This window comes from Nostoc cycadae WK-1, assembly GCF_002897135.1.
Classification (GTDB): domain Bacteria; phylum Cyanobacteriota; class Cyanobacteriia; order Cyanobacteriales; family Nostocaceae; genus Nostoc_B.
The window spans coordinates 315,240-339,016 of record NZ_DF978424.1 but is presented as its reverse complement, the minus strand read 5'-3'; the positions used below and the strand labels follow the sequence as shown (position 1 = coordinate 339,016).

The 23,777-nt window shown below is 40.3% G+C and carries 25 protein-coding genes; 14 read left to right on the top strand and 11 right to left on the bottom strand.

The genetic code is table 11. The features are described from left to right. Positions 1-679: 679 nt before the first annotated feature. The 7 genes from NCWK1_RS07760 to NCWK1_RS07735 all read right to left on the bottom strand — a co-directional run bounded on the left by NCWK1_RS07760 (position 680) and on the right by NCWK1_RS07735 (position 7,536). Positions 680-1,267 carry a Uma2 family endonuclease gene (locus tag NCWK1_RS07760; protein ID WP_103124313.1) on the bottom strand — a complete coding sequence of 196 codons (588 nt, stop codon included), beginning with the start codon at positions 1,265-1,267 and terminating at the stop codon, positions 680-682. A 210-nt stretch (positions 1,268-1,477) separates the two neighbouring features. Continuing rightward, the gene (locus NCWK1_RS30590) at positions 1,478-1,600 is read right to left on the bottom strand and encodes a hypothetical protein (protein ID WP_422730843.1); all 123 of its coding nucleotides are present in this window, start codon (positions 1,598-1,600) and stop codon (positions 1,478-1,480) included. A gap of 19 nt (positions 1,601-1,619) precedes the next feature. Continuing rightward, positions 1,620-2,657, bottom strand: a complete 1,038-nt coding sequence (locus NCWK1_RS07750; RefSeq protein WP_146033961.1) for a hypothetical protein — start codon at positions 2,655-2,657, stop codon at positions 1,620-1,622. A gap of 153 nt (positions 2,658-2,810) precedes the next feature. Then, positions 2,811-4,601, bottom strand: a complete 1,791-nt coding sequence (typA, locus tag NCWK1_RS07745) for a translational GTPase TypA (RefSeq protein WP_103124311.1) — start codon at positions 4,599-4,601, stop codon at positions 2,811-2,813. A gap of 317 nt (positions 4,602-4,918) precedes the next feature. Beyond that, positions 4,919-5,128 (bottom strand): hypothetical protein, encoded by a 210-nt coding sequence (locus NCWK1_RS29455; RefSeq protein WP_187308079.1) that lies wholly within the window; start codon positions 5,126-5,128, stop codon positions 4,919-4,921. A gap of 48 nt (positions 5,129-5,176) precedes the next feature. Then, a protein-coding gene (locus NCWK1_RS07740) for an IS630 family transposase (protein ID WP_103124310.1) occupies positions 5,177-6,231 on the bottom strand; the annotation gives its coding sequence in 2 pieces (ribosomal slippage) (positions 5,177-5,836 and positions 5,839-6,231; 1,053 coding nt in all). A gap of 288 nt (positions 6,232-6,519) precedes the next feature. Next, positions 6,520-7,536: a ribose-phosphate pyrophosphokinase gene (locus NCWK1_RS07735; protein WP_096575766.1), complete on the bottom strand. Its 1,017-nt coding sequence runs from the start codon at positions 7,534-7,536 to the stop codon at positions 6,520-6,522. A gap of 855 nt (positions 7,537-8,391) precedes the next feature. Here NCWK1_RS07735 and NCWK1_RS07730 point away from each other — a divergent pair. The 4 genes from NCWK1_RS07730 (at position 8,392) to NCWK1_RS07715 (ending at position 13,436) form a co-directional block, all read left to right on the top strand. Next, positions 8,392-10,086 carry a serine/threonine-protein kinase gene (locus NCWK1_RS07730; protein ID WP_103124309.1) on the top strand — a complete coding sequence of 565 codons (1,695 nt, stop codon included), beginning with the start codon at positions 8,392-8,394 and terminating at the stop codon, positions 10,084-10,086. A 169-nt stretch (positions 10,087-10,255) separates the two neighbouring features. Further along, a complete protein-coding gene (bioD, locus tag NCWK1_RS07725; RefSeq protein WP_103124363.1) occupies positions 10,256-10,933 on the top strand; it encodes a dethiobiotin synthase in 678 nt (225 codons plus the stop codon). Between the two features lie 61 nt (positions 10,934-10,994). Then, positions 10,995-12,212 carry a M20 family metallopeptidase gene (locus NCWK1_RS07720; protein ID WP_103124308.1) on the top strand — a complete coding sequence of 406 codons (1,218 nt, stop codon included), beginning with the start codon at positions 10,995-10,997 and terminating at the stop codon, positions 12,210-12,212. Positions 12,213-12,422: 210 nt separating this feature from the next. Continuing rightward, complete coding sequence (locus NCWK1_RS07715; RefSeq protein WP_103124307.1) at positions 12,423-13,436, top strand: pentapeptide repeat-containing protein; 1,014 nt, start codon at positions 12,423-12,425, stop codon at positions 13,434-13,436. A gap of 5 nt (positions 13,437-13,441) precedes the next feature. Here the strand turns inward: NCWK1_RS07715 and NCWK1_RS07710 are convergent, their stop codons facing one another. Further along, on the bottom strand, positions 13,442-14,623 hold the full coding sequence (locus tag NCWK1_RS07710) for a patatin-like phospholipase family protein (protein WP_103124306.1): 1,182 nt from the start codon (positions 14,621-14,623) through the stop codon (positions 13,442-13,444). A gap of 148 nt (positions 14,624-14,771) precedes the next feature. Between NCWK1_RS07710 and NCWK1_RS07705 the strand changes: the two genes are divergently transcribed. After that, on the top strand, positions 14,772-15,338 hold the full coding sequence (locus NCWK1_RS07705) for a sugar O-acetyltransferase (protein ID WP_103124305.1): 567 nt from the start codon (positions 14,772-14,774) through the stop codon (positions 15,336-15,338). A 19-nt stretch (positions 15,339-15,357) separates the two neighbouring features. Here NCWK1_RS07705 and NCWK1_RS07700 read toward each other — a convergent pair whose 3' ends face one another. Next, positions 15,358-15,738 carry a calcium-binding protein gene (locus NCWK1_RS07700; RefSeq protein WP_103124304.1) on the bottom strand — a complete coding sequence of 127 codons (381 nt, stop codon included), beginning with the start codon at positions 15,736-15,738 and terminating at the stop codon, positions 15,358-15,360. Between the two features lie 555 nt (positions 15,739-16,293). Between NCWK1_RS07700 and NCWK1_RS07695 the strand changes: the two genes are divergently transcribed. Both NCWK1_RS07695 and rbsK read left to right on the top strand, forming a co-directional pair. Next, entirely contained in the window at positions 16,294-16,515 is a 222-nt protein-coding gene (locus NCWK1_RS07695) for a hypothetical protein (RefSeq protein WP_096575780.1), read from the top strand. Between the two features lie 98 nt (positions 16,516-16,613). Beyond that, positions 16,614-17,549: a ribokinase gene (rbsK, locus tag NCWK1_RS07690; RefSeq protein WP_103124303.1), complete on the top strand. Its 936-nt coding sequence runs from the start codon at positions 16,614-16,616 to the stop codon at positions 17,547-17,549. 51 nt (positions 17,550-17,600) lie between these two features. Here rbsK and NCWK1_RS07685 read toward each other — a convergent pair whose 3' ends face one another. Next, positions 17,601-18,032 (bottom strand): nucleoside deaminase, encoded by a 432-nt coding sequence (locus NCWK1_RS07685; RefSeq protein WP_103124302.1) that lies wholly within the window; start codon positions 18,030-18,032, stop codon positions 17,601-17,603. Between the two features lie 17 nt (positions 18,033-18,049). Between NCWK1_RS07685 and NCWK1_RS07680 the strand changes: the two genes are divergently transcribed. Further along, the gene (locus tag NCWK1_RS07680; protein ID WP_103124301.1) at positions 18,050-18,973 is read left to right on the top strand and encodes a nucleoside hydrolase; all 924 of its coding nucleotides are present in this window, start codon (positions 18,050-18,052) and stop codon (positions 18,971-18,973) included. A 177-nt stretch (positions 18,974-19,150) separates the two neighbouring features. Further along, complete coding sequence (locus NCWK1_RS07675) at positions 19,151-20,455, top strand: glutamate-5-semialdehyde dehydrogenase (protein ID WP_103124300.1); 1,305 nt, start codon at positions 19,151-19,153, stop codon at positions 20,453-20,455. A 116-nt stretch (positions 20,456-20,571) separates the two neighbouring features. Here NCWK1_RS07675 and NCWK1_RS07670 read toward each other — a convergent pair whose 3' ends face one another. Beyond that, complete coding sequence (locus tag NCWK1_RS07670) at positions 20,572-21,150, bottom strand: hypothetical protein (protein WP_103124299.1); 579 nt, start codon at positions 21,148-21,150, stop codon at positions 20,572-20,574. A 37-nt stretch (positions 21,151-21,187) separates the two neighbouring features. Here NCWK1_RS07670 and ureE point away from each other — a divergent pair, with 37 nt between their 5' ends. The 5 genes from ureE (at position 21,188) to ureG (ending at position 23,414) form a co-directional block, all read left to right on the top strand. After that, positions 21,188-21,673, top strand: a complete 486-nt coding sequence (ureE, locus tag NCWK1_RS07665; protein ID WP_422730846.1) for an urease accessory protein UreE — start codon at positions 21,188-21,190, stop codon at positions 21,671-21,673. Beyond that, positions 21,651-22,340: an urease accessory protein UreF gene (locus NCWK1_RS07660; protein ID WP_096575793.1), complete on the top strand. Its 690-nt coding sequence runs from the start codon at positions 21,651-21,653 to the stop codon at positions 22,338-22,340. Before ureE ends, NCWK1_RS07660 begins: the two co-directional genes overlap by 23 nt. Positions 22,341-22,416: 76 nt before the next feature. Further along, positions 22,417-22,611: a DUF6888 family protein gene (locus NCWK1_RS07655; protein WP_096575795.1), complete on the top strand. Its 195-nt coding sequence runs from the start codon at positions 22,417-22,419 to the stop codon at positions 22,609-22,611. Beyond that, on the top strand, positions 22,598-22,792 hold the full coding sequence (locus NCWK1_RS07650; protein ID WP_096575797.1) for a DUF6887 family protein: 195 nt from the start codon (positions 22,598-22,600) through the stop codon (positions 22,790-22,792). The genes NCWK1_RS07655 and NCWK1_RS07650 overlap by 14 nt, the downstream gene beginning before the upstream one ends. A 25-nt stretch (positions 22,793-22,817) precedes the next feature. Next, positions 22,818-23,414 carry an urease accessory protein UreG gene (gene ureG / locus NCWK1_RS07645; RefSeq protein WP_096575799.1) on the top strand — a complete coding sequence of 199 codons (597 nt, stop codon included), beginning with the start codon at positions 22,818-22,820 and terminating at the stop codon, positions 23,412-23,414. The last annotated feature ends 363 nt before the right edge of the window (positions 23,415-23,777 follow it).

Below are 23,777 nucleotides of genomic sequence, written 5' to 3'. Positions count from 1 at the left end.
CTTGTTGAGCAAACACCCTTAAGACAGAAATTTTCTTAGGTTGCCCATCAATGTTAATCATTATTCTCTACCTTCAGATATAGGATGTAAATAGGAAAGTGTGGTATATTTTTCGACTAAACTAACTAATTTCTATAAATTTCTAAGATAATAGGTTGAGTTTTATAGCTTATTCTTGTAAATTCATCAACTCACTAATTGAATAAGTTTTTTTGGCGTAAATCTAAAAAATAAGCAATATTTTAGTTAATTTAAGACTAGTGTCTTCAATGTATTGTCTAAGAGAATAATTTGTAGTTTTGTTAAGATATGTAAAAATTTCAAGGTAACGAAATCTTACATACCTTGAAAGGGCTATTCAGAGAGAGTAATTAAATAAATCTGCTAAAGATAATCCATAATCTGCGTTGCTGCGACTTAAATGTTTTGAATGGATATCTTACACGAAGCTACTGTAATTCAGGTCTACAGAGACAAAACCCCTTCTGGTGAAACTCCTATTTTGCTAATTTTCTTTTGTTGCAACGAGGATAAAAATACTTCCTCTAACCGTATACTTAAACAGAATCAGAAATTGAGCGATCGCTTCCTACCGTCTACCAAAAGCTTTTATTCTTAGACTGTTGATATTGGGTAATGTTAGATGCTTTTTAAATTTATTTAAATTAAAATAATAATCTTAAATTTTTCGCTGCAACCAAGCAAAAACTTCATCAACTGAGAGCGTTAAATTCAAATCTTCTAACACTGGTAATATGTCTTTTCCAGCTAATAAATCAGGTAAACAATTAGGCTGGTAAACTAAAATAGAACGTTCACTGGGGTCAATCAGCCATCCTAGCTTACTGCCGTTTCTTAAACAATGTAAAATATTCCCAGTGACTTTAGTTTGACTTTGAGCAGGAGAGAGAATTTCTATTATCCAATTCGGCGCAAAATCAATGCCACCGCTAATAATATCACCGCTATCATCAAGTGGTAATTGATTTTTAGAAAGAACCACCACATCAGGAACTACGGAACGATTACCAAAGGTACAGCGCAATTCTGGGAAAGCTTCGTAATTACTATCTAGATTATCAATTACTGCAACTAAACGTTTTTGCAATAAGCTGTGTTTACCTCCTCCCATAGGTTTCTGAATCGCCTCTGCGTTAATATATTCCCAAGCGGGTGACTCCTCAATGTAGGGAAGTTTTAAGAACTCCTCTATAGTTGTACTTTCTGGTACTGGGATTCTCCCTGGTGTCAACTCAACGTTTTTCATCTTTAGGTAGGCATTTCTGTATAGGGATCGCTAATCGTCATAGCTTTAATATTGCCATCATTCACAAATAAAAAACACTCCACTCAACGTCTTAAATCCTACCAAAAACAGTTATTATTTTGGCTTTAAAGTAGTTTTTGTCTGCTGGCGCTGGGCAATCTCTATTAGTAATCTTAATATGTTATTCACTGCTTTATCATTAGGAAAAACTTAGGCAACATCAGGATCTAAAGGTACGAGGTTAGTTTGTGTACGATATCGCTCAACATATTTACCTTTAGCACCTTCCTGCATTTGAGTGCAGTCGTACTCAGGATGTAATTCATCTTCCATGATCTTGCTATTCCTCCTCTTAATCAGAACTGCAAGATTCTTTAATAGCCCAATCAAGCAGGTTAAAAACTTTTAGCATTCTTAATGATTCTCTTCCGTCCATAACACAATAATGGCGTGCTTGGGAAGGCTGCGTAGCGAAAACTTTAAGGGTCTCAATAACAGGTGGTAATATATCATGGCAGTGCTGAACAATTAAAACATCAGCAGGTTCTTTGGATAACCTCACTATCTGATCGCTGTTCTTTCCCAGATGACTAAGTGTCATTGGTGAATATTTTGCTGGCCCCTTGAGAAGAAAAGCGGCTGATAACCTCCTTTCAAAAAGGTGTAAGTGTGACGTAAAAAAATCAGATGATTCTCCTCCCCAATCTTTTGGAGTTGACTCTTTCAATATCATGCCAAGGCATCTTTTGAAGACACTTTCTTTGATATATCTCATTTTTTCAAATGAATCTGGTAAAGGATACTCTTTTACTGCCTCAAACTCTTTGAAATCTTCAAGATGTAACTGATAAAAGCCTGTATATTTCTTCCATAGTAAACTTCCTGTTTTAGAATCTGCTAAGTATGGATAACCAATCAACAAAGGGTGAAATATTAATGTATTACCTTCCTTTTTATAGTGTTGAGCTATTATTGCAAACTCACCACCTTGGTTTAAGCCTGATTTTAGAGTCTCTGATCTGATTTTATTAGAACTAATATGAAATTCTGTTTTGAGGTTGACTCCTTCGATATTTTTACATTTAAGAATTGGACGATTGGAATCATAAATTTCTGCACATGGCAATATATCAACAATAGAACAAAATAATTGTCCACACTCATCAAGCAAAAACTCTTGTAGTGTTTTGATTTCATTAACTCGGCAAAAGTCTAATGTAATCCTTGAATATATATGATCTATGGCAACTTCTTTTTTCCAATCAGGAGTTTGTCGTGGTATGCTTCCAACTTCTTGATTGATGATTTCTGTCCCAACCTTTCCTACAATTGCTTCTATTTTTCGATGATGTACAAACCCAGGATCTACTATAAGTGTTGGTTCTATCATAGGCATCTACTTATTTGATATACATATTTGGAAAGAGGAATAAATCGTTATTATACGGAAAATATTAACAAGGTGTGTAAGCCAAGATAAAGCAAAAACAAAAAGCCCACTCATTCATGTGGGCTTTCTAAATTAATTAACTGATGGCTTTACTTACCGTTTTGCCAATTTCTTCGACATTTTCCGTAGGCGAATAGATTGGGGTGTTACTTCCACCAACTCATCGGGGCCGATGTACTCTAACGCCCGTTCTAAACTCATGTCGATTGGTGCTTGCAACTGAACTAATTCATCACCACCAGCCGCACGGTGGTTAGTTAGCTGCTTGGTTTTGCAGACATTCAATTCCAAGTCTTGAGGACGGTTGTGTTCACCGACAATCATGCCTCGGTAAACTTTAGTACCAGGAGTAATGAAGAATGAGCCTCTATCTTCAGCGTTCTTCATAGCGTAGAAGGTAGAAACTCCTTCTTCAAAGGAGATGAGAACGCCTTTGTTACGGGCTTCAATATCACCACTGAGTTGACGGTAATCTAAGAAGCTGTGGTTCATGATGCCTTCACCACGGGTCATCCGCATGAATTCACCACGGAAACCAATCAAACCACGGGCGGGAATGACGAACTCTAGCTGGGTGCGATCGCCACTTCCAGGTTGCATATCTTGCATTTCGCCTTTGCGTTGTCCCAGACGTTCAATACAGCTACCAACTGCATCAGCAGGAACGTCTAAAACCAACAATTCATAAGGTTCGCAAGGTTGACCGTTGATTTCACGGTAAATTACTTGTGGTTGGGATACTTGGAACTCAAAACCTTCGCGGCGCATGGTTTCAATTAAGATACCCAGGTGTAGTTCCCCACGACCGGAAACTAGGAATTTATCGGGAGAATCTGTTTCTTCAACGCGTAAAGCCACGTTGGTTTCTAGTTCGCGGAATAGGCGATCGCGCACTTGTCTTGATGTCACCAACTTACCTTCTTGACCAGCAAAGGGTGAATCATTTACCCAGAAGGTCATTTGTAAGGTAGGCTCATCTACTTTAATTAGAGGTAAGGCTTGGGGTTCGGTGGGATCAGTGATTGTTTCGCCAATGTAAGCATCAGCGAAACCAGCCACCGCGACAATATAGCCAGCGGTTGCTTCTTCCATCTCTACCCGCTTGAGACCTTCAAATCCCATCAGCTTGGTGATTTTGCCTTTGACAATAGAGCCACTTTCTGTAACTAGAGCCGCTTGTTGTCCAGCGCGGATAGTACCGTTGTGGATTCTGCCAATGACAATCCGTCCCAAGTATTCAGAATAATCTAGGGTTGTGACTTGCAATTGCAGAGGTTTGTTGATGTCGCCTACTGGTGGTGGAACGTGTTGCAGAATCGCATTAAACAGAGGCTGCATATCAACCGCCTCTGCTTCCATACTTTCTTTGGCATAACCTGCCATACCAGAGGCGAATAGATAGGTGAAATCACACTGGTCTTCGTCTGCGCCTAATTCTAAGAACAGATCCAATACTTTATCAACAGCAACGTGGGGGTCAGCTTTGGCGCGATCAATTTTGTTTAGTACGACGATGGGGCGTAAGCCTTTCTCCAAAGCTTTTTTCAGCACGAAGCGAGTTTGAGGCATGGGGCCTTCATTGGCATCGACAATTAGCAGACATCCGTCAACCATGCCGAGTACACGTTCAACTTCACCGCCGAAGTCAGCGTGTCCGGGAGTATCAACAATATTAATCAGCGTTTCTTTGTAGCGAACTGCTGTATTTTTAGACAGAATAGTAATTCCGCGCTCACGTTCGAGGGCGTTAGAATCCATAACGCAATCCGGAACGTCTTCGCCTTCGCGGAAAATGCCGGATTGTTTGAGGAGTGCATCAACCAAGGTGGTTTTGCCGTGGTCTACGTGGGCGATGATGGCGACGTTACGAATTGGGAGCGTCATAGAGGCTTAGTGTCAACTCTAGAGAGGTTTTGTAGATTTACATTTAAGTGCTAGGCTGTTTTAACAGAATTAGGGGTGTTAGGCAAATTCTGTAAAGAACCTTTAACAATTCTAGCTTAATTGAAACAATTGCGAGGCTTTTTGTAAATACTAGTGAAGCGGAAATTTAGCAGCTTTTAAAGCTAAAGCATTAAGTTGACAAAGACTCTAAGTAATATTGACATTTTTTTGAGAGTTGAATATTCCAGATGCCTTTGTAGCGAGTTGTTTCAGCATTTGACTGATAATAAATAATTAACAGTTATTTTACATTTGAACTACTGAATTTTGCCATCAGTCCATTGTTGATAATCATAACTAGTAGCAATTAATTGTTCATAGTCCTGTTGAATTACCGACCAATCTCCATAACCTTGCTCTACATAATCAAAATCCATATCAATCTGATAAATAGCTCTCCTTAGTTCCTCCGAAGGACTATTATCAAAAATTAAGTGATATAGCGATCGCCCATATCCTAAAATCAAATCAGATAAGTAAGTCGGGAGAAAAATTTATAGGTATGTAACAGACAGTTAAGCAGAAGAATGAGAACTAAATTTTACACGTTGTGTATTGTAGTTTCCCTTTTCTCCTCTTGTTTGAACTCCATCAATCACAGCATAAGCAAGGTCTAATTCATCCTCAAAACTTTTCGCGGCTAGTTCATCTTTTTTTAGGTGTTGCCATTCCAGTTCAATCGGGTTCATTTCTGAACAATATTTAGGTAAAAAGAAAATGTACAAACCCATTGCTTCCCACTTTGACCATAATTTTTGTACTTCTTTACACCTATGTATTGGGCCGTTGTCCTGCACTATGACCCGAATGCGTCCGATTTTTTGGGCTTCAACCGCTTCGGTCTCCATCATCTGTATATAAGTTTTGCGTGAAACACCGCCAATCACCAGTCCGTACACAAAGCTAATTAAAGGTTGAAGAAAACCGATAATGCTCAACCTTCGTCCCCTACGGTTACTCTGCTCCAAGCGTTTTTGCTGACCTCGGAAGTAATAGCTGTAACTCGGTTCGCTCCAAGCACAGAACCCTGATTCATCCATATACTTTAAATCGATTTCGCCAACAGCCGCAGACAACTCCAGCATTTCTAAATCTGCTTGTTTAAGTTGCTGTACTACTGGGTCTTGTTTTCCTTTATGGCTTTTTCTCGTTCGCTTCCAAATGATCCCCTTTTTTTCAGTACCCGTCTTAAGTGGTCGGGACTTAAATTAATCGAGCGTTGTTGTTCTAATTTTTGGGCTAGTTGAACGCTGTTATATGTGCGTGGTTCTTGTTCTAAACACTGTTCTAAAAACGTTATGTCAGTTTCAATCCACTGAGGTTTTCTTCCGCGTCCTGGTTTAGACCAAAGCCCTTCCATACCTAACTTTTGCCACTTATGCAATACTTCTCTGACTGTTTGAGCAGTCCAATTAAAGTGAGATGCTATCTTTTCGACATACCACCCATGTGCGCTCAACCTGACTACTTCTGCTCTGTCTTTCACTTTTTGGGGTACATTTGCCATTCTCAATTCAAAAAGAGTTTTATCTTGTTTTGGAGTCAGAAATACCCTTAAACGACTGCCCATACGATTGTTACATCAGACTTGTATACTTATCTTCACATAGTTTGGTTTTTTTAAGCCGTTCTACTTACTTTTGGATGAATGGTTGAATTTACTTTGCGATCGCCCAAATTATTTCACTGTCAACAAACTAAAAATATCTGCTGCTTTTACTTGCAAATCACTTAACACATCAAGAAAATGCTATGAAAATAAAAATTGAAGCATGAAAGAGAAAAAAACTGACTTCATACTTCAAAATTTAATATTTATTTGTGCCAGACTGTAATCTGAATAACAGTCTTTTTTTTGCTAACGGAACATACTACTTACAGAGGTATCTTCGTGAATCCGCCAGATGGTTTCTCCTAAAAGATTTGCCACGGAAAGCACTACTAATTGCGGGAAGCGTTTGTCTTCTGGTAAAGGTATCGTGTTTGTGACGATGACTTCCTCAAACAAACCACTGGATAAACGTTCAATGGCTGGGGGGGAGAAGACTGCATGAGTAGCACAGGCATATACCTGACGCGCTCCTTCTTCACGCAGCAACCTAGCGCCTTCAGCGATGGTTCCGCCTGTGTCGATCATATCGTCTACCAACACGGCTGTTTTGCCTTTGACATCGCCGATAACGTTCAAGACTTCCGCTACATTATGAGCTTGACGGCGTTTGTCAATAATGGCAAGTGGGGCATCATTGAGTTTTTTGGCAAATGCTCTCGCCCGTGCTACACCACCGACATCAGGAGAAACAACTACCAGATCAGGGAGTTGTTTACTAGCCAAATAATCGAGTATCACCGGCGAACCGTAAACATGATCAAAGGGTATATCGAAGTAGCCCTGAATCTGAGCGGCATGCAGATCCATTGCCACAACGCGAGCTGCACCTGATTCCGTAATCAGGTTGGCAACCAGTTTGGCTGTGATTGATTCTCGTCCTGCGGTTTTGCGATCGGCACGAGCATAGCCATAATATGGAATCACTGCTGTTACCTGTCTAGCCGAAGCCCGGCGACAGGCATCAATCATAATCAGCAATTCCATTAAGTGATCGTTAACTGGTTGACAAGATGGCTGGATTAAATAAACATCACAACCTCTAATAGATTCTTGGATTTGAACATAAAGTTCTCCATCCGCAAATCTCTTGCGAATCATTGGCCCCAAGTCCATCCCCAGGTAACGAGCGACTTCTTGAGACAGTTGTATATTGGCAGAGCCAGAAAATAGCCGCAGGCGATGGTTTTCAGTTAGTCCTGTTGCAGCTGGCTGCACCTTAAAAGCGGCAGAACTGAGCACAGCAGATCCTCGAAGTGCATTCATGGCGAGATTATCATTTAGATATTTACCAGATTTAACCGGAATAGGCTAAATAAACATCTGTGAGCTTTATTTAAGCTTTCATAAAAACTTTAAACATTTCTCAATAGAGCTACCATCAGTCCATTTTTCAGTCTTTAGTGGTAAACAAACCATCGAATTCGTAACTGACCTATAGTGTGTAAGTTAGCCCCATAGTTGAGTCGTTCTCAACAACTCAAATTTCCTCTAGATTTAGTCTGGTAGAGTAATGATCCTACCAACTGTATTGATTAATGAGTCCAACTCTTTTCAGCTTAAGTGAAGTAGAACTGGAACTCAGACAGTAGAAATACCCAAAATTAAATTCTTCTGGGGTAGAAGAATATTTTATGATACCAGCTACAAAATTATAAACTGACAAACTAAATTTTTGGATTATAAATTGGAGAAAAATTTTCAAATCTGCAAAATTAGTTGGGAAACTAGAAATTCTAGATTTTGGTTCAGGGGATTTACCCAGAGGGAGCAGAAAAGGAAGTGCATGATTGCGCTTTTGCTATCTACGCCAGCTTTCTTGTGGTTTTGGTAATCAGGTTGAAATTTGAATACGATTATTGCTTTTCTTAGGGTAGAATATCGCCGCAGGTCATTGTCGTGTAACTTACGTATGAAAATGAAAAATCAAAGGTGGGAGTGATGGGTTCACAAATTTATCAGGATGAGGGTAAAGAAATTTAGGGGCGTAAGGTGCAAAATCCTCAAACCATGACAGCATATCTCAAGGAAGAATTTTTGAGTGAATTCTATGTATTGTGTCCTCCAAACTCAGCTTTGTGAGGTCTGTGTATTCAGTTATGATTAAATTTGAATTTATTTATGCAACCTCCAATTACAATTGGTACTGTCTTACAAAACCGTTATCGGATAATTCAAATTCTGGGACAAGGTGGATTTGGCAGAACTTATTTAGCCGAAGATCAGCGTCGGTTTAACGAACTTTGTGCAATTAAAGAATTAATTCCGATCGCAGCTGGGGTTGGTGCTTGGGAAAAAGCCCAAGAACTTTTTCAGCGAGAAGCGACGATTTTATATCAAATTGAACATCCGCAAGTCCCGAAATTCCGCGAAAGATTCGAGCAAGATCACCGTTTATTTTTAGTGGAAGATTATGTTGCGGGTAAGACTTATCGAGATTTACTAGTTGAAAAACAATCTATAGGTCAAACTTTTAGCGAACCAGACGTATTACAGTTGTTGCGATCGCTATTACCTGTGTTAGAACACATTCACAGTCGCGGGATTATCCACCGTGATATTTCGCCGGAAAATATTATTTTTCGGGATAGCGATCGCTTGCCAGTGTTAATAGATTTTGGCGTGGTTAAAGAACTGGCAACACGCTTGCAGACAGCAGATACTAACATCAATGTTACTAGTGTAGGTAAATTGGGCTATTCTCCCAATGAACAAATGCAAACCGGACGGGCTTATCCCAGTAGTGATTTGTATGCTTTAGCGGTAACAGCAATAGTTTTACTAACTGGTAAAGAACCGTCTGAGTTGTTTGATGAAACGCAGCTTACCTGGACTTGGCAAAAATTTGTGAGGGTAAGTCCGCAATTAGCTCAGGTAATTAATCGGATGTTACATCCTTTGCCGAGCGATCGCTATCAAAGTGCGGCTGAGGTCGCCCAAGCATTACAATTGGTCGAGAATCCCGGCGTAGCACCACCGCCACAAGTGTCAAATTTTCAAACAATTGCGGTTGGTCGTCGTCCCGATGCAATTCCACCACAACCATCTAACCGACCTGACCCTGTGATTCCCCCTAGCCGTTCTAACTCAGTGTTAGATAATCCTTTGGCGCTAGGTGCAATTGGTAGTGCGGTAGTTATCCTTGCGGGTTTTGGTTCTTGGGCGTTGGTGAGTTCGATTCGCAGTCAGTCTAATACACAACCAGAGACAACCCCACCCGCACCTCAGACTTTCCCCTCACCTGTCATTTCTGGTGGTACAACATTCGGAACACCCAGCAACGCAGAACCAACTATTACTAGTAAGCGTCTGAGATTAGACGCATCGAACACAGCGACAGTAGAAAATTCGCTTAAAGCTGGTCAAATTATGGAATATACCTTTTTTGGACAAGCTGGAGCTAAGTTAACTACACTGCTGGAACAAGGCACAGGTATTACTTTGACTGTCTTAGCCCCGAATCGTCAAGTACTTGATAGTAGCGCTCAACAAGTAGGCTCTTATACAGGTATTTTGCCAAAAAATGGTAGGTACACTGTGCAATTAAATCTGACATCTGGAGTTAGTGAAAGTGATTATAATCTCAGGGTAGCGTTAGAAAACCCACTTCAACCTTCACCAACAGCAACTCCCACGCCAACACTAACACCAACATTTACACCAACAACAACTCCCACTCCAACACTAACACCAACATTTCCACCAGCATTTACGCCAACACCAACATTTACACCAATAATTCCTGGTACTAACGACAATCAATCGCCTATCAATAGCACAGATCAACCAACGCCTGATTTACAGAGTACTCCTTAGTACAGTTTTGCGTACAATCATGGTGAATTGAGGGTTGAAATTTCAACGCAGAGGGACGCAGAGGTAAGCGCAAAGGTAGGCTGAGAATTTGCTACGAATTAATGAAATGCGCTATATTTACGTCTCGTAACGTGATCTGTTACCTATTATCTATTTGCAAAACAGATTGTTGAATACATTACTAATTACTGGAACTGACACAGAAGCTGGTAAAACTGTTTTAACTACAGCATTAGCCGCTTATTGGCAAAAATATTATCCGCAGCGTCACTGGGGAATTATGAAGCCAATACAATCGGGAATTGGCGATCGCGAATGGTATCAAAATCTGTTTAATCTAGAACAATCGCCAGCAGAAATTACACCGTTGTATTTTCAAGCGCCTCTAGCACCACCCATCGCCGCCGCTAGAGAAAATCGCCCAGTGGATTTAGCTGTGGTGTGGAAAACATTGTGTGAGATGCGATCGCGCTATGAATTTCTGTTGGTAGAATCAGCAGGTGGGTTAGGTTCACCCATGACTAACGAGTTAACAGTGGCTGATATCGCTGGTGAATGGCGTTTACCCACTGTCTTGGTAGTTCCAGTTAGATTGGGTGGAATTTCGCAAGCTGTGGCGAATGTGGCTTTAGCGAGACAATGCAAAGTTAATCTGATAGGTATTGTGCTGAACTGCATCCAACCGCGTACCGATGCAGAGATTACCGACTGGACACCGCCAGAAGTAATACAATCATTTACACACATCCCGGTTTTAGGTTGCTTGCCGTATTTTGATAACCCAGCAGATTTAGACAAACTCGCTCAAGCTGCATCTAATTTAAATTTAGAGGCGCTAAATATTTAAGGAACTATTAAACTGAGAACATAACCCAATCTCAGCCGTCTCCTAGCAGTTTGTTGTCACAATGATTTCCACATTTCCCAATTCTTATTCTGTTGACTTATCCCGTGTGCGACTTTCTATTCGCACATTGCAACCACAATTAGTAGAGTGGCGGCGGCGGTTACATCAACAACCAGAATTAGGCTTCCAAGAAAAACTGACGGCTGAGTTTGTCTCAGGTAAGTTGCAAGCATGGGGAATTGAACATCAAACTGGTATTGCAAAAACTGGTATTGTCGCCACCATCAAAGGTACTAAACTCAGCACTGAAAAAGTATTAGCAATTCGGGCAGATATGGATGCTTTGCCCATTCAAGAACTGAACGAAGTACCTTATAAATCGCAGCATGATGGAGTAATGCACGCTTGTGGACATGATGGACATACTGCGATCGCATTAGGTACAGCATACTATCTCCAGCAGCATCGAGAAGACTTTGCGGGGACTGTGAAAATTATCTTCCAGCCAGCCGAAGAAGGGCCGGGAGGTGCAAAGCCAATGATTGAGGCTGAGGTACTGCAAAACCCTGATGTGGATGCGATTATTGGTTTACACCTATGGAATAATCTTCCCTTGGGAACTGTCGGTGTTCGTGCTGGCGCGTTAATGGCGGCTGTAGAGTTATTCAACTGCACGATTTTAGGCAAAGGTGGACACGGTGCAATTCCCCATCAAACAGTTGATTCAATTGTAGTTGCAGCGCAGATTGTCAACGCCTTACAAACCATTGTCGCCCGCAACGTTAACCCCATTGATTCCGCAGTGGTGACTGTCGGCGCACTTCACGCAGGTACAGCCCATAATGTGATTGCTGATACCGCCAATATGAAAGGCACGGTGAGATATTTTAACCCAGCATTTGCAGGCTTTTTTCAACAGCGCATCGAGCAAATAATTGCCGGAATTTGCCAGAGTCACGGTGCAAAATATAACTTAGAATATACAAGTTTGTATCCCCCAGTAATTAACGATGCGAGAATTGCAGAATTAGTGCGATCGATTGCCGAAGAAGTGGTAGAAACTCCGGTGGGAATTGTCCCAGAATGCCAAACAATGGGCGGCGAAGATATGTCATTCTTCTTACAACAAGTTCCCGGCTGTTACTTCTTTCTTGGTTCTGCTAATCCAGAAAAAGATTTAGCTTATCCTCATCATCATCCGCGATTTGATTTTGATGAAACTGTCTTACCAATGGGTGTGGAAATATTCATCCGTTGCGTGGAGAAGTTTTTTAGTTGAATTGAAAATTTTCATGCTGAAAATATATCTCGCCTAGAACTAAAGTTCCAGGCTAATAGCTAAAGTCCACTCAAATGGACTGGATTTTTCATGGAGTTCTCTTTAGAGGACTTGCTCTATGAGACTTGGAATTTATTCCGAGGCTTTATTTTGCACCTTTGTGTGAGCTTTTGATATTATCATCAGCAGCGCCAAAATATTGAATTATCTATGTCTGAAAACAACACAGACGCTCTCAGAAGTTGGTTAATAGTCTTACCAATTATCTTTATTCTGTTTTTAGCTGCTGTTTTTTTAGCCTTTGTTAACGTTGAGGGTTTAACAACAGAACAAAGATTAGATTATGGTACTAAAGCCATAACAACAACCGGAACAATTTTTGCCGGAATCGCTGTATTTATTAACGCTTTCTATGCAGCTAAACGTGCGGAAGCTATGGACAAAAGTGCTATTGCTGCAAATGAAAGTGCCAAAGCTGCTTTAAAAAATGCTGAGGCTGCAATCCAAAATGCCAAAGCAGCACAAGACAAACAAATCACAGAGCGGTTTGCAAAAGCAATTGAACAGCTTGGAAGCGAAAAGATTGAAGTAAGATTAGGTGCAATTTATACGTTAGAAAGAATTGCTAAGGATTCCCCAAAAGACCACTGGACAATCATGGAAGTTCTTACAGCTTTTGTGCGAGAGAATGCTCCTTTGAAAAAAGAGCATGAGGCAAGAATATCAGAACCACCAAAACTTAGTACAGACATTCAAGCAACCCTTACTGTTATTGGACGGCGTAATTGTAATAATGAACCGAAAAATCAAAGGTTAAATTTATCTCGTGTTGACATCAGGCGAGCAAATCTAAATGAAGGAAAGCTACAAAGAATTATTTTTAATGGAGCTAACCTTTATAAAGCTATGCTTATTGGTGCTGACTTAGAAGAAGCGATTTTTAGCGAAACTAACCTTCAAGAAACATTCCTAAGTTTGGCAAAACTACAAAAAGCTACCTTTCTGGGAGCTAACTTACAAAGTACAATTCTTGTAGGAGCTAATTTACAAGGTGCAATATTTGAAGAAGCTAACCTAAAAGGTGCAATATTGGAAAAAGCAATATTACAAACAACAAATCTTCGGAAAGCCAAAAACCTAGAACAATGGCAGATTGACTCAGCGAAGGGCGATCGCACTACTATTCTGCCAGACTACCTCGAATATCCCGAACATTGGCAATAACATTCTTAGTTAATGCGTAAAAATTTCTGTAATTGAGTTTGTATTAATGGCTGCTGAATATACACTTTGGCTGCTTCCATTAAATTGTGAAGATTCTCAGGACTGACATCATCGATATCATCACTCAATCGCTTACCAATAAGTTCTCGGTCTAGCTTAAATTGCAATCGTAAAATATGGTCGTCTGGAATTATTTGGTCGGTGATGTACTCATGAACGCCCGATGAAGCATCAAACAATATCCCAATAAGTGGTTGCGCCCATTGGATTAAACCCCAGCTTTCGGCTTGTTGAAATGGGATGATGCGGGTGCGATCGCCTGTACCTATAGAAAGAATGGTAATATCTTCAATGGAATGCCCTAATCTTAAAGCTTCCGCTACAGCACAAGCTGATGGGTTATTAGCCGCAACACCACCATCAATGGCAGAGTAAATACATTTAATTGAGTAGGTAGCAGTATGATCTGGTATAGTTTCCCACGGAGAATCTAATAAAGCTTCTCTTGTGTAACCTTTATATTTTTTGATAGTACGGGTTTGACCTGTACCTGTACCACTCACAATTCTAATTTGTGTATTGTTATAAAGGTTTTCTGTATGGGAAGCATAACCATCTAAAGTAACAGTATCTTCTGTCGCTCTTTCCACTGTGCCTTTGACTATTCTATCTAGCTTATGTGCTGGGAAATAAGTAGGAGCCGAGGCAGAACAAACGCAGATTTCCCAAAGTGGGACATTGCCATAATCTTTATCTTGTCGCCAGCTTTTAAATATAATTGGTTCTCTGGCAATAGTGTCGTAAGCTGTGATTAATAATTTCGGTTCAGGAATATCAAATAGTTTGATTTCACCTAAATTTTCTTGGAGAACTTGAGTTAAACCAGCATCAGAAAACTTCGGTGCAGATATCCCATATTTGAAAATCAAAGGTAGTCGCTGTAAAGAAAAAAGACTGCTGTAAGGAAAGATTCTTGCGCTTTTTTGTGTGTATAGATCGATGATATTTTGGCTGCTGCGACCTGTGGCGATCGCTGCTGCTAAAATTGAGCCTGTAGATGTGCCTGCTATTAAGTTAAAATACTCGTGCAAAGGTTGATTAATTTGCTGCTCAATAGCTGCCAAAATAGTTGCTGCAACTACTCCCCTAATTCCGCCACCATCCAAGCTTAAAATCCGAAAAGGCATATTCCTCCGAATTTTGCTAATTTTGACTAAGTTTGGTAAATTCAGTTAAATTTTGTATTTTTATGGCAATATTATTTTAATTTAAAATCATCTTGAAAAATTATTTTTAAATTCAACATTATTTTTTAATAAAACCTAAAAATCTTTGATGGAAAAAACAGAAAAACAAAAAATGTTAGCTGGCGAGTTATATTTAGCAGAAGATGCCGAATTAGTGGCTGAGAATAGACGAGCCAGCCGTCTTTTGCAAAAATATAATAATACAATTGCGGAACAACAAGAGCAAAGACAACAAATCTTACAAGAATTACTAGGTAAGGTAGGAGAAAAAACTACTATTGTGCCGCCTTTTCACTGTGACTACGGCAGTAATATTTATGCTGGTGATAGATTATATATTAACTATGGCTGTGTAATTTTAGACTGCAATCTAGTTGAAATTGGCTATAACGTTTTGTGTGCGCCTTACGTGCAGATTTATGCAGCTTATCATCCTGTAGAACCAGAAATTCGTTTGACAGGTAGAGAACTAGCTGCACCAGTTAAAATCGGTAACAATGTCTGGATAGGTGGAAGTGCAATTGTTTGTCCAGGGGTAAAAATTGGCGACAACACGACAATTGGTGCTGGTAGTGTGGTTGTGAAAGATATACCTGCAAATGTTGTCGCGGCTGGAAACCCCTGTCGAATCATTCGTTATTTATCAGATAATTGAGGCGCAAAATGGCTATATTCTAGAATTTGTAGCCTCTAGCCAGCCAATAATGCCAATCTGCGATCGCTTCTTCTGTTTCACTGTCTGCATCAATAGGCTTTATTTCTGATAATTTTGCCGAATAGACATCATCATCCTTACCATTAATGTCAGCTACTTCCACATACATATCTTTTAAACACTCATCATCAGGAGCCATTCCTAGCACCTCGACGTTTTTCTCTTCTATTGTCGATGTTTTGCGGGATTTCTTGGCCCACTTAGCCATAAACGGATAATTCAAAGCTTCTTCTAGGTAATAGTACCAACCCATTGCCCGCTCTTCTTTATCTTCCGCATCAACAATAATTTCTGTGGCGATGCGATTTTCTCTGGTTTCGTCGCGTTCAACACTAGACATAACAATAAAAAACTTACGTATATTGCACCTTGATATGGTATAACCCTTTAGCTATTGACTGTCAATTTTTTTGCAGATGTGTCAACCAACCTGGAAATGAGCGAGCAAATCAGCGAAATTTTTGCATTGTTCCAGCTTTCTCGCCAAAACTGCGGAATCTCTCCAAGAATCTATTGTTAAGCTCATGACGCATCCACAGTGTGATAATTTTTAATATTTCTTGATCATAGGTTAATTATATGGTGTGATTATTAGCAATTTATAGCAATATGGTTGCAAAAGTCTGCCAATAGAGGGAACCGCTTGCTTGTGTAATTACCCTAAAACTTATCTTCCGGTTTTTTAGAACGATATCAAGAAATTTACTAGAGGTAGATATTATCAGAGGAGAGAGCGATCGCTTGGTCAAAATATCTCAGTAATTTCAGATGACCAGACACAGTGTAACGCTGGCATCGTCACAATTTCCTCATGTTTTATTTATAAAATCTGAAACCAGAGGTAATGAAGTTGTTGTTGAAATTAGTAGTTAATCTTTTCTTACAGCATTGACCTATGGCTAATAAATTATATCTAGTCGCGATCGCTGCGCTGAACAAGCACTCAAAACGCTATGAATTAACGGTTTGCACTGCGGAAGTTGAACCAGATAAAGAAGACAAATTAGAGGATAAAGTTAATAATATGGCATTAACTATATATCCATTAAATAAATATTCTCAACGTCAAATCCAAACACAACTTGTTGATCAAGAAACCATATCGAGGTGTATTTAGTCAGATTTATTCCCAAGTTTTACTAAAACTTGGGAATAAATCTTTTAGATAGTAAATTTCCATCATCTAACTAAATCTTTCTCAGCAAAGTCATCATTATGAGTATTATTGTTTTCGGCAGTATCAATATAGATTTAGTTGCCACAGCCACCCATTTACCAACTAGCGGTGAAACTTTGCTGGGAAACGATTTTTTTCAAATACCAGGAGGTAAAGGTGCTAATCAAGCAGTAGCATTAGCACGGTTGGGAATTCCCACTCATATAGTAGGGCGGGTGGGAACTCAGAGTTTTGGTGCAGAATTGCTGAATCATTTGCAAACTGCTGGCGTACAAACTGGCAATATTTTATTGGATGAAACGGTAAGTTCTGGAGTTGCCATAATTATTGTTGATGATGCAGGGCAAAATCAAATTGTGGTGATTCCTGGTGCTAATGGAAAAGTAAATCACGAAGATGTAGAGAGGTTATTACCTTTATTACCAACAACTAAAGCACTGCTTTTACAATTAGAAATTCCCCTGAGTGCTGTTGTTGCAGCAGCTAAAGCTGGACGCAATGCCAATATAACAGTAATTCTTGATCCTGCACCTGCACAATCTAACTTACCAGCAGAACTTTACCCTTTGGTGGATATTATCACCCCCAATGAAGTGGAAGCAGGACAATTAGTTGGGTTTACGGTAGATAGCCCAGAATCAGCAGCCAAAGCAGGGGCAGTGTTATTGCAAAGGGGTGTGAAATCTGCGATCGTTAAATTAGGTGCAAAGGGTGTTGTTTGTGCCACAGCAGGAGAAACATTTTTTGTGCCAGCTTTTTCAGTTAATGTTGTGGATACTGTGGCGGCTGGTGATGCTTTTAATGGTGGTTTAGCAGCTGCACTTTACACCGGAATGACTTTACGTCAAGCAGTGATTTGGGGTGCAGCCGCAGGTGCTTTAGCAGCCACAAAATCTGGCGCACAAACTTCATTACCTGATAAGTTGACTTTTGAGGCTTTTCTGAAAGAAAAAAGTATGAAGTATGAAGTCTAAAGTCTGAAATTACAATATTTAGCCTTTTGACCATTGACTATTGACCATTGACTACTTCCCAATATCTTCATTCCATAATTCGGGGTTGGTTTGAATAAATTCACTCATCATTTGTTCGCATTCATCTAAATTTAAATCAATAACTTCTACGCCGTGAGAAATCATAAATTCCTTAGCACCAGGAAATGTGCGAGATTCTCCGGCGACAACTTTTTTTATTCCAAATTGCACAACGGCACCGGCGCACAAATAACACGGCATTAAGGTTGAATAGAGTGTGGTACCTCTGTAACTGCCAATTCTGCCAGCATTACGGAGACAATCAATTTCGGCGTGGGTAACAGGGTCGCTATCTTGGACGCGCTTGTTGTGTCCTCTACCAACAATTTTGCCATCCTTGATGAGAACCGAACCGATAGGAATTCCGCCTTCTTGTCTACCTTGTCTAGCTTGGGCGATCGCAGCTTGCATAAATTCATCCATTCTCTTATTCTCCTGATATGTCAAAACAACTTGTGTTAATGGATCACGATGGTGGTGTAGATGATTACCTAGCAACTATGCTGCTGTTGACGATGGATCATATCGAATTGCTAGGTGTGGTCGTCACTCCTGCTGATTGTTATGTGGAACCAGCCGTTAGCGCTACACGCAAAATCATTGATTTGATGGGATTTTCTCATATCCCAGTTGCCGAAAGTACAGTACGCGGGATAAATCCTTTTCCCCGTCTCTATCGGCGTGATTCGTTTATTGTTGACCATCTCCCCATTCTCAACCAGCAGGACACGATTAATACACCTCTGGTTGCTGAACCGGGACAAGATTTTATGGTGCGGGTGTTACGAGAAGCACCTCAACCAGTAACGCTGATGGTAACAGGGCCATTAACGACAGTTGCAGTGGCGTTAGAACAAGCACCAGATATTGAAGCCAAAATTCAAAGAATTGTTTGGATGGGTGGCGCGTTGAATGTTGCTGGAAATGTCGAAAAAAGTTTAGAAGCCGGACAAGATGGTTCGGCGGAGTGGAATGTTTATTGGGATGCAGTTTCAGCGGCGCGAGTTTGGCAAACCCAGATTGAAATTATTATGTGTCCGTTAGATTTGACTAACAATGTACCAGTGACATCAGACATTGTGTACAAAATGGGCAAACAACGCCACTATCCTGTCTCTGATTTAGCGGGACAATGTTATGCACTGGTGATTCCTCAAGATTATTATTTCTGGGATGTGCTGGCGACGGCTTATTTAGGACACCCAGAGTTTTATCAACTGCGGGAGTGGGAAACGGAAATTATTACCACTGGTGTGAGTCAAGGACGGACTAAGGTTGTTCCTGGTGGTCGGAAGATTTATGCAATGGATACAGTTGATAAAGAGGCTTTTTATGCTTATATCTTGCAGCAATGGGCGAGATAAGGATGTTGAGAAGGAATAGCTTCTTTAACGCAAAGGTGCGCTGAGGTTAACGCAAAGGTACGCTGAGGGTTTTTCTGTTTTCTGTCCGCATAAATAATTTAAGAATCAAATTGGATGGCTCTAATTGATAGGATGGAAAATAAATGTTTCTATCATAATTAAGGGTTATTTTTTGATATGACTATTGTTCAAGTTGGGTCATCTTTAGTTGAGATTGCTGGGAAAACTCGCGCTGCTGCAAGTAAGTTGGCAATTCTTTCGACAGAGGCAAAAAATCAAGCGATCGCAGCGATCGCTCAGGCATTAGAATCGTCTCAAGAAGAAATATTGCAAGCGAATGTGGCTGACTGTCAAGCGGCGGCGGCGGAAGGAATTGCTAAACCTCTATATAAGCGGTTGCAGTTAGATGAACATAAGTTAAGAGATGCTATCGCAGGAGTCCGAGATGTTGGTAAACTGGCTGATCCTGTTGGTAAAGTGCAGATTCACCGCGAACTTGATACTGGTTTAATCCTCAAACGCATCACTTGTCCTTTGGGTGTATTGGGAATTATTTTTGAAGCACGTCCAGAAGCTGCAATTCAAATTGTTTCTTTGGCAATTAAATCAGGTAATGGCGTAATTCTCAAATGTGGTAAAGAAGCGGTACGTTCTTGTGAGGCGATAGTTAAAGCGATTAAACAAGGATTATCTCAAACTGCTGTTAGTCCTGATGCGGTGCAGTTGCTGACAACAAGAGAAGAAACTTTAGAACTTTTGAAATTAGATAAATATGTAGATTTAATTATTCCTAGAGGTTCTAACTCTTTTGTGCGGTTTGTGCAAGAAAATACTCGCATTCCGGTACTCGGTCATGCGGATGGTATTTGTCATGCTTATATAGATCAAGCCGCTGATATTAATAAAGCTGTAGAAATTACTGTTGATGCCAAAGCGCAATATGCTGCGGTTTGTAATGCTATTGAAACTTTATTAGTTCATCAATCAATTGCAGCGGAATTTTTACCCAAGGTTGCAGCAGCTTTAGCAGTCAGTAATGTGGAATTAAAAGGCGACAAACGCACATTAGCAATTTTACCCGACATCGCAGCGGCAACCGAAACAGACTGGGAAACTGAATACAGCGATTTAATCTTGTCGATTAAAATTGTAGACTCGTTAGAAGATGCGATCGCTCATATTAACCAATACGGTTCACGCCACACCGATGTAATTGTTACTGAAGATATCGCCACCGCAGAAGCTTTCTTCGGCTTGGTAAATTCTGCGGGAGTATTTCACAATTGTTCCACACGCTTTGCTGATGGTTTCCGTTACGGTTTTGGTGCAGAAGTCGGTGTTAGTACTCAACAAATGCCTCCCCGCGGCCCCGTTGGTTTAGAAGGATTGGTAACATATAAATATCAAATGACAGGCAATGGTCACATTGTCGCTAGTTACACTGGCGCGAATGCGAAAGCATTTATCCACCGAGATTTATGAATAGAGGTGACAGGTTACAGGTGATAGGTTACAGGGTACAGGGTAGAGAGTTGATCTATTACTCAGCACGGGCTGAACGCCCCGCTACCGCTAACAGCACTTAATACTCAGCACTCTTAATCAGGAAAAGCTAGACCTGTTCTTGGGTCACGGATATACAATCCTAGGGTGAGACTACGCATAGCTTCATCCCAAACGGGTGTTAACTGTTCTGCTTGGTCTGCCCAATAATCAAAGGTAATTAGGCATTGTATATTCGAGCCTAAGCCAATGCAAATCCGGGAAAAAGCTTCCCGTGGTTCTGCTTGGGTGTCAATAAACTTCAGTTCTGTCCAGACGATTCTGGCGGTTTGACGCTTGAGGGTAAAAACTTCTCCCTTCTCAATCACATCACGACTGTCTTCTTCTACGACTTTCTTTAAGGTAGCTTTGAGGGGAAACAAACTCCAGTCGTTGGGCGGTAAATGATTGAAAGATACTTCTAAACAGCAGTCATCTTTGGGCGGTTTTTTATCCATGAACTTGAAAGATTTCTCTTGGGGTTCAAACACCCAATTTTGAGGAACGTTGAAGCGAACAGCCCCCCGGTTGGCGACAAAAATTTTATAGCCTGATGGAGATTCCCAGTGATGATCAGGTTGGAGATCAAGCGTTTCTTTAATCCACTGGAGATTGCTTTTTTTACGCTTTGCCATAGTTTTAGCGATCGCTCACTTTGTTAATAATATCAAAATGTTGGATGATGAATATTTCGCGCAAAGGCGCAAAGGCGCAAAGATGATTTTGACTCAACGTAAACCACCAGATGCTGATGCTGTGGTGAGTTTAACTTTAGCACTGACGGCGGAGGAACGCACCCGCAGTCGTCATCGGTTTGAGATGGCGGATGGTCAGGTTGTGTTTTTGCGTTTACCTAGGGGGACGGTGTTACGGGATGGCGATATTCTACAAGATGAAACTGATGGTAGTTTAATGAGAATTATTGCAAAACCTGAACCTGTGTTGACTGTATCGGCTACTTCATCAGTTTTATTAATGCGGGCAGCATACCATTTAGGGAATCGTCATGTGGCTGTGGAAATTACACCGAGTTATTTACGCTTATCACCAGATGGAGTTGTAAAAACGATGTTGGCACAGTTGGGACTGGAAATTGCCGAGGAAATTGCACCGTTTCAGCCAGAATTAGGGGCTTATGGACACCATCACCCTCACTGATATTCATTTTTTGGGGATTTTGCAGTTAGCCAGTCCAGCTTTACCTGTGGGCGCTTATGGTTATTCGGAAGGTTTAGAAACTTTAGTGGAAGATGGGATCATTGCTAATCAGGAAACTCTTCAGCATTGGCTAACCTCAGAATTACGTTACGGTGCAATTCGGCTGGAGGCGGCGGTGATGTTACGGGCGGCGGAATCTGCGAAAATTGGGAATTTAGAAACCCTATGTTACTGGAATCGCTGGTTATCGGCGGCGAGAGAAACGCAAGAATTGCGCAATTCTAGTTGGCAGATGGGGCGATCGCTGGCTCAATTAATTGGTAAACTACAACCAGAGCTACTACCTACTATTAATAGTCTGGGTAATCGATGTAATTATGCGATCGCTTTTGGTATTGCTGTCGCCCATTGGCAAATCAATGTGAATGCTGCTTTATTAGCATATCTGCATAGTTGGGCTAGTAATCTCATCACCGCTGGAGTTAAACTCATCCCCCTCGGACAAACCGCCGGACAAGCATTATTGCTAGATTTACAACCGTTAATTAGTGCGACTGTCCAAGAAATTCTGGTATTAGAAGATGATGAACTGAGTTGTTGTAGCTGGGGTTTGTCGTTAGCTAGTATGCAGCATGAAATCCAGTATACAAGGTTGTTTAGAAGTTGAAATTGATGGTCAAATTCGGGTTAGGCTATTTAGATATGGAAATGTATCCTAAAAATAGGAGAAAAAATTTTTATCAATGCCAACCTGCGACCAATCAAGGGCTGCTGTTTATGTCTGTCAATCACTCTCGGATATGTTACAGCCCATACATTTGTTTAGATATGATGCAATATATAAACATATATTTATACTAGCCGGGATTAATGAAGGAATAGAAATCATTATTTTTGAAGATGGACGTTGGGAGTTTTACGAAGATGACCAAACCTGATTTTAGTCAAATGACTCGTCAAGAATTAAAAGCTTACATTCGACAACACCCCACTGATGATGAAGCAATCAGAGAATTATTCGTCAAGCGTCGCAGTCCTAATGCAAAAATTTATCCTTTCCCATACAACATGACGAAAGAAGAGATAACAGATATTTTCCGCCCCAAAAATACCAATTAAAATTTTAACTTTTGCCTTTTAACTTATGACTGCATTTCGAGTAGGTGTTGCTGGCCCTGTAGGTTCGGGAAAGACGGCTTTAGTAGATGCTTTATGTAAGGAGTTGCGCGATCGCTATCATCTTGCTGTGGTGACGAATGATATTTATACTCAAGAGGATGCACAGTTTTTGGTGCGTTCTCAGGCTTTAGCAAGCGATCGCATTTTGGGTGTGGAAACTGGCGGTTGTCCCCATACAGCGATTCGTGAAGATGCTTCAATGAATTTAGCCGCAATTGAACAGTTAGAAGAGCGTTTTAATAATTTAGATATAGTCTTTTTAGAAAGTGGTGGTGATAATTTAGCCGCTACCTTCAGTCCAGAATTAGTAGATTTAACAATTTACGTTATTGATGTGGCTGCTGGTGATAAAATTCCTCGTAAAGGTGGGCCAGGAATTACCAAGTCTGATTTATTAGTCATTAATAAAACTGACCTTGCACCATTCGTAGGCGCAGATTTAAGCGTGATGGAAAGAGATACGAAAAAAATGCGCGGTGATAAACCCTTTATCTTTACTAATTTAAAAACTCAATCAGGACTAGCTGATGTGATTCGTTTTGTTAGTAAACATATTGCTTGAAAATTTTACATTTTTTAATTTATCAATACATCAGCGCAAAAGAACTCTGCGTTACTTTGCGCTGACCCTTGCGTCCCTCTGCGTTAAAAAAGATTTTTAAAATAACAAATTTATTGCTTCTTGCCCTCTATCTTTCGTTAGATAGAAATAATATCTTCCTCATCCTAAAGTGAATTTAATTATAGAGTTACAATAATTGATAGCAATTAATAATTAATCTGGTATCTTAAAAATGATTTTTAGCTATCTTCAGCCAGAGTTTAGTTAGAAATTAGCAAAGCAATTCTATTCTTAAAAGCGCTTGTGCGAAAACATCAACTTACTCATCCAAGACAACGATTTTTTGTCGATGTCTTGATTAAG

Bases quoted from the DNA above. Each gene is read 5' to 3' on its own strand.
- NCWK1_RS07760 (WP_103124313.1), bottom strand. From the start codon at position 1,267: ATGAAAAACGTTGAGTTGACACCAGGGAGAATCCCAGTACCAGAAAGT.
- NCWK1_RS30590 (WP_422730843.1), bottom strand. From the start codon at position 1,600: ATGGAAGATGAATTACATCCTGAGTACGACTGCACTCAAATGCAGGAA.
- NCWK1_RS07750 (WP_146033961.1), bottom strand. From the start codon at position 2,657: ATGATAGAACCAACACTTATAGTAGATCCTGGGTTTGTACATCATCGA.
- typA (WP_103124311.1), bottom strand. From the start codon at position 4,601: ATGACGCTCCCAATTCGTAACGTCGCCATCATCGCCCACGTAGACCAC.
- NCWK1_RS07735 (WP_096575766.1), bottom strand. From the start codon at position 7,536: ATGAATGCACTTCGAGGATCTGCTGTGCTCAGTTCTGCCGCTTTTAAG.
- NCWK1_RS07730 (WP_103124309.1), top strand. From the start codon at position 8,392: ATGCAACCTCCAATTACAATTGGTACTGTCTTACAAAACCGTTATCGG.
- NCWK1_RS07720 (WP_103124308.1), top strand. From the start codon at position 10,995: ATGATTTCCACATTTCCCAATTCTTATTCTGTTGACTTATCCCGTGTG.
- NCWK1_RS07715 (WP_103124307.1), top strand. From the start codon at position 12,423: ATGTCTGAAAACAACACAGACGCTCTCAGAAGTTGGTTAATAGTCTTA.
- NCWK1_RS07710 (WP_103124306.1), bottom strand. From the start codon at position 14,623: ATGCCTTTTCGGATTTTAAGCTTGGATGGTGGCGGAATTAGGGGAGTA.
- NCWK1_RS07705 (WP_103124305.1), top strand. From the start codon at position 14,772: ATGGAAAAAACAGAAAAACAAAAAATGTTAGCTGGCGAGTTATATTTA.
- NCWK1_RS07700 (WP_103124304.1), bottom strand. From the start codon at position 15,738: ATGTCTAGTGTTGAACGCGACGAAACCAGAGAAAATCGCATCGCCACA.
- NCWK1_RS07695 (WP_096575780.1), top strand. From the start codon at position 16,294: ATGGCTAATAAATTATATCTAGTCGCGATCGCTGCGCTGAACAAGCAC.
- rbsK (WP_103124303.1), top strand. From the start codon at position 16,614: ATGAGTATTATTGTTTTCGGCAGTATCAATATAGATTTAGTTGCCACA.
- NCWK1_RS07685 (WP_103124302.1), bottom strand. From the start codon at position 18,032: ATGGATGAATTTATGCAAGCTGCGATCGCCCAAGCTAGACAAGGTAGA.
- NCWK1_RS07680 (WP_103124301.1), top strand. From the start codon at position 18,050: ATGTCAAAACAACTTGTGTTAATGGATCACGATGGTGGTGTAGATGAT.
- NCWK1_RS07675 (WP_103124300.1), top strand. From the start codon at position 19,151: ATGACTATTGTTCAAGTTGGGTCATCTTTAGTTGAGATTGCTGGGAAA.
- NCWK1_RS07670 (WP_103124299.1), bottom strand. From the start codon at position 21,150: ATGGCAAAGCGTAAAAAAAGCAATCTCCAGTGGATTAAAGAAACGCTT.
- ureE (WP_422730846.1), top strand. From the start codon at position 21,188: ATGTTGGATGATGAATATTTCGCGCAAAGGCGCAAAGGCGCAAAGATG.
- NCWK1_RS07660 (WP_096575793.1), top strand. From the start codon at position 21,651: ATGGACACCATCACCCTCACTGATATTCATTTTTTGGGGATTTTGCAG.
- NCWK1_RS07655 (WP_096575795.1), top strand. From the start codon at position 22,417: ATGCCAACCTGCGACCAATCAAGGGCTGCTGTTTATGTCTGTCAATCA.
- NCWK1_RS07650 (WP_096575797.1), top strand. From the start codon at position 22,598: ATGACCAAACCTGATTTTAGTCAAATGACTCGTCAAGAATTAAAAGCT.
- ureG (WP_096575799.1), top strand. From the start codon at position 22,818: ATGACTGCATTTCGAGTAGGTGTTGCTGGCCCTGTAGGTTCGGGAAAG.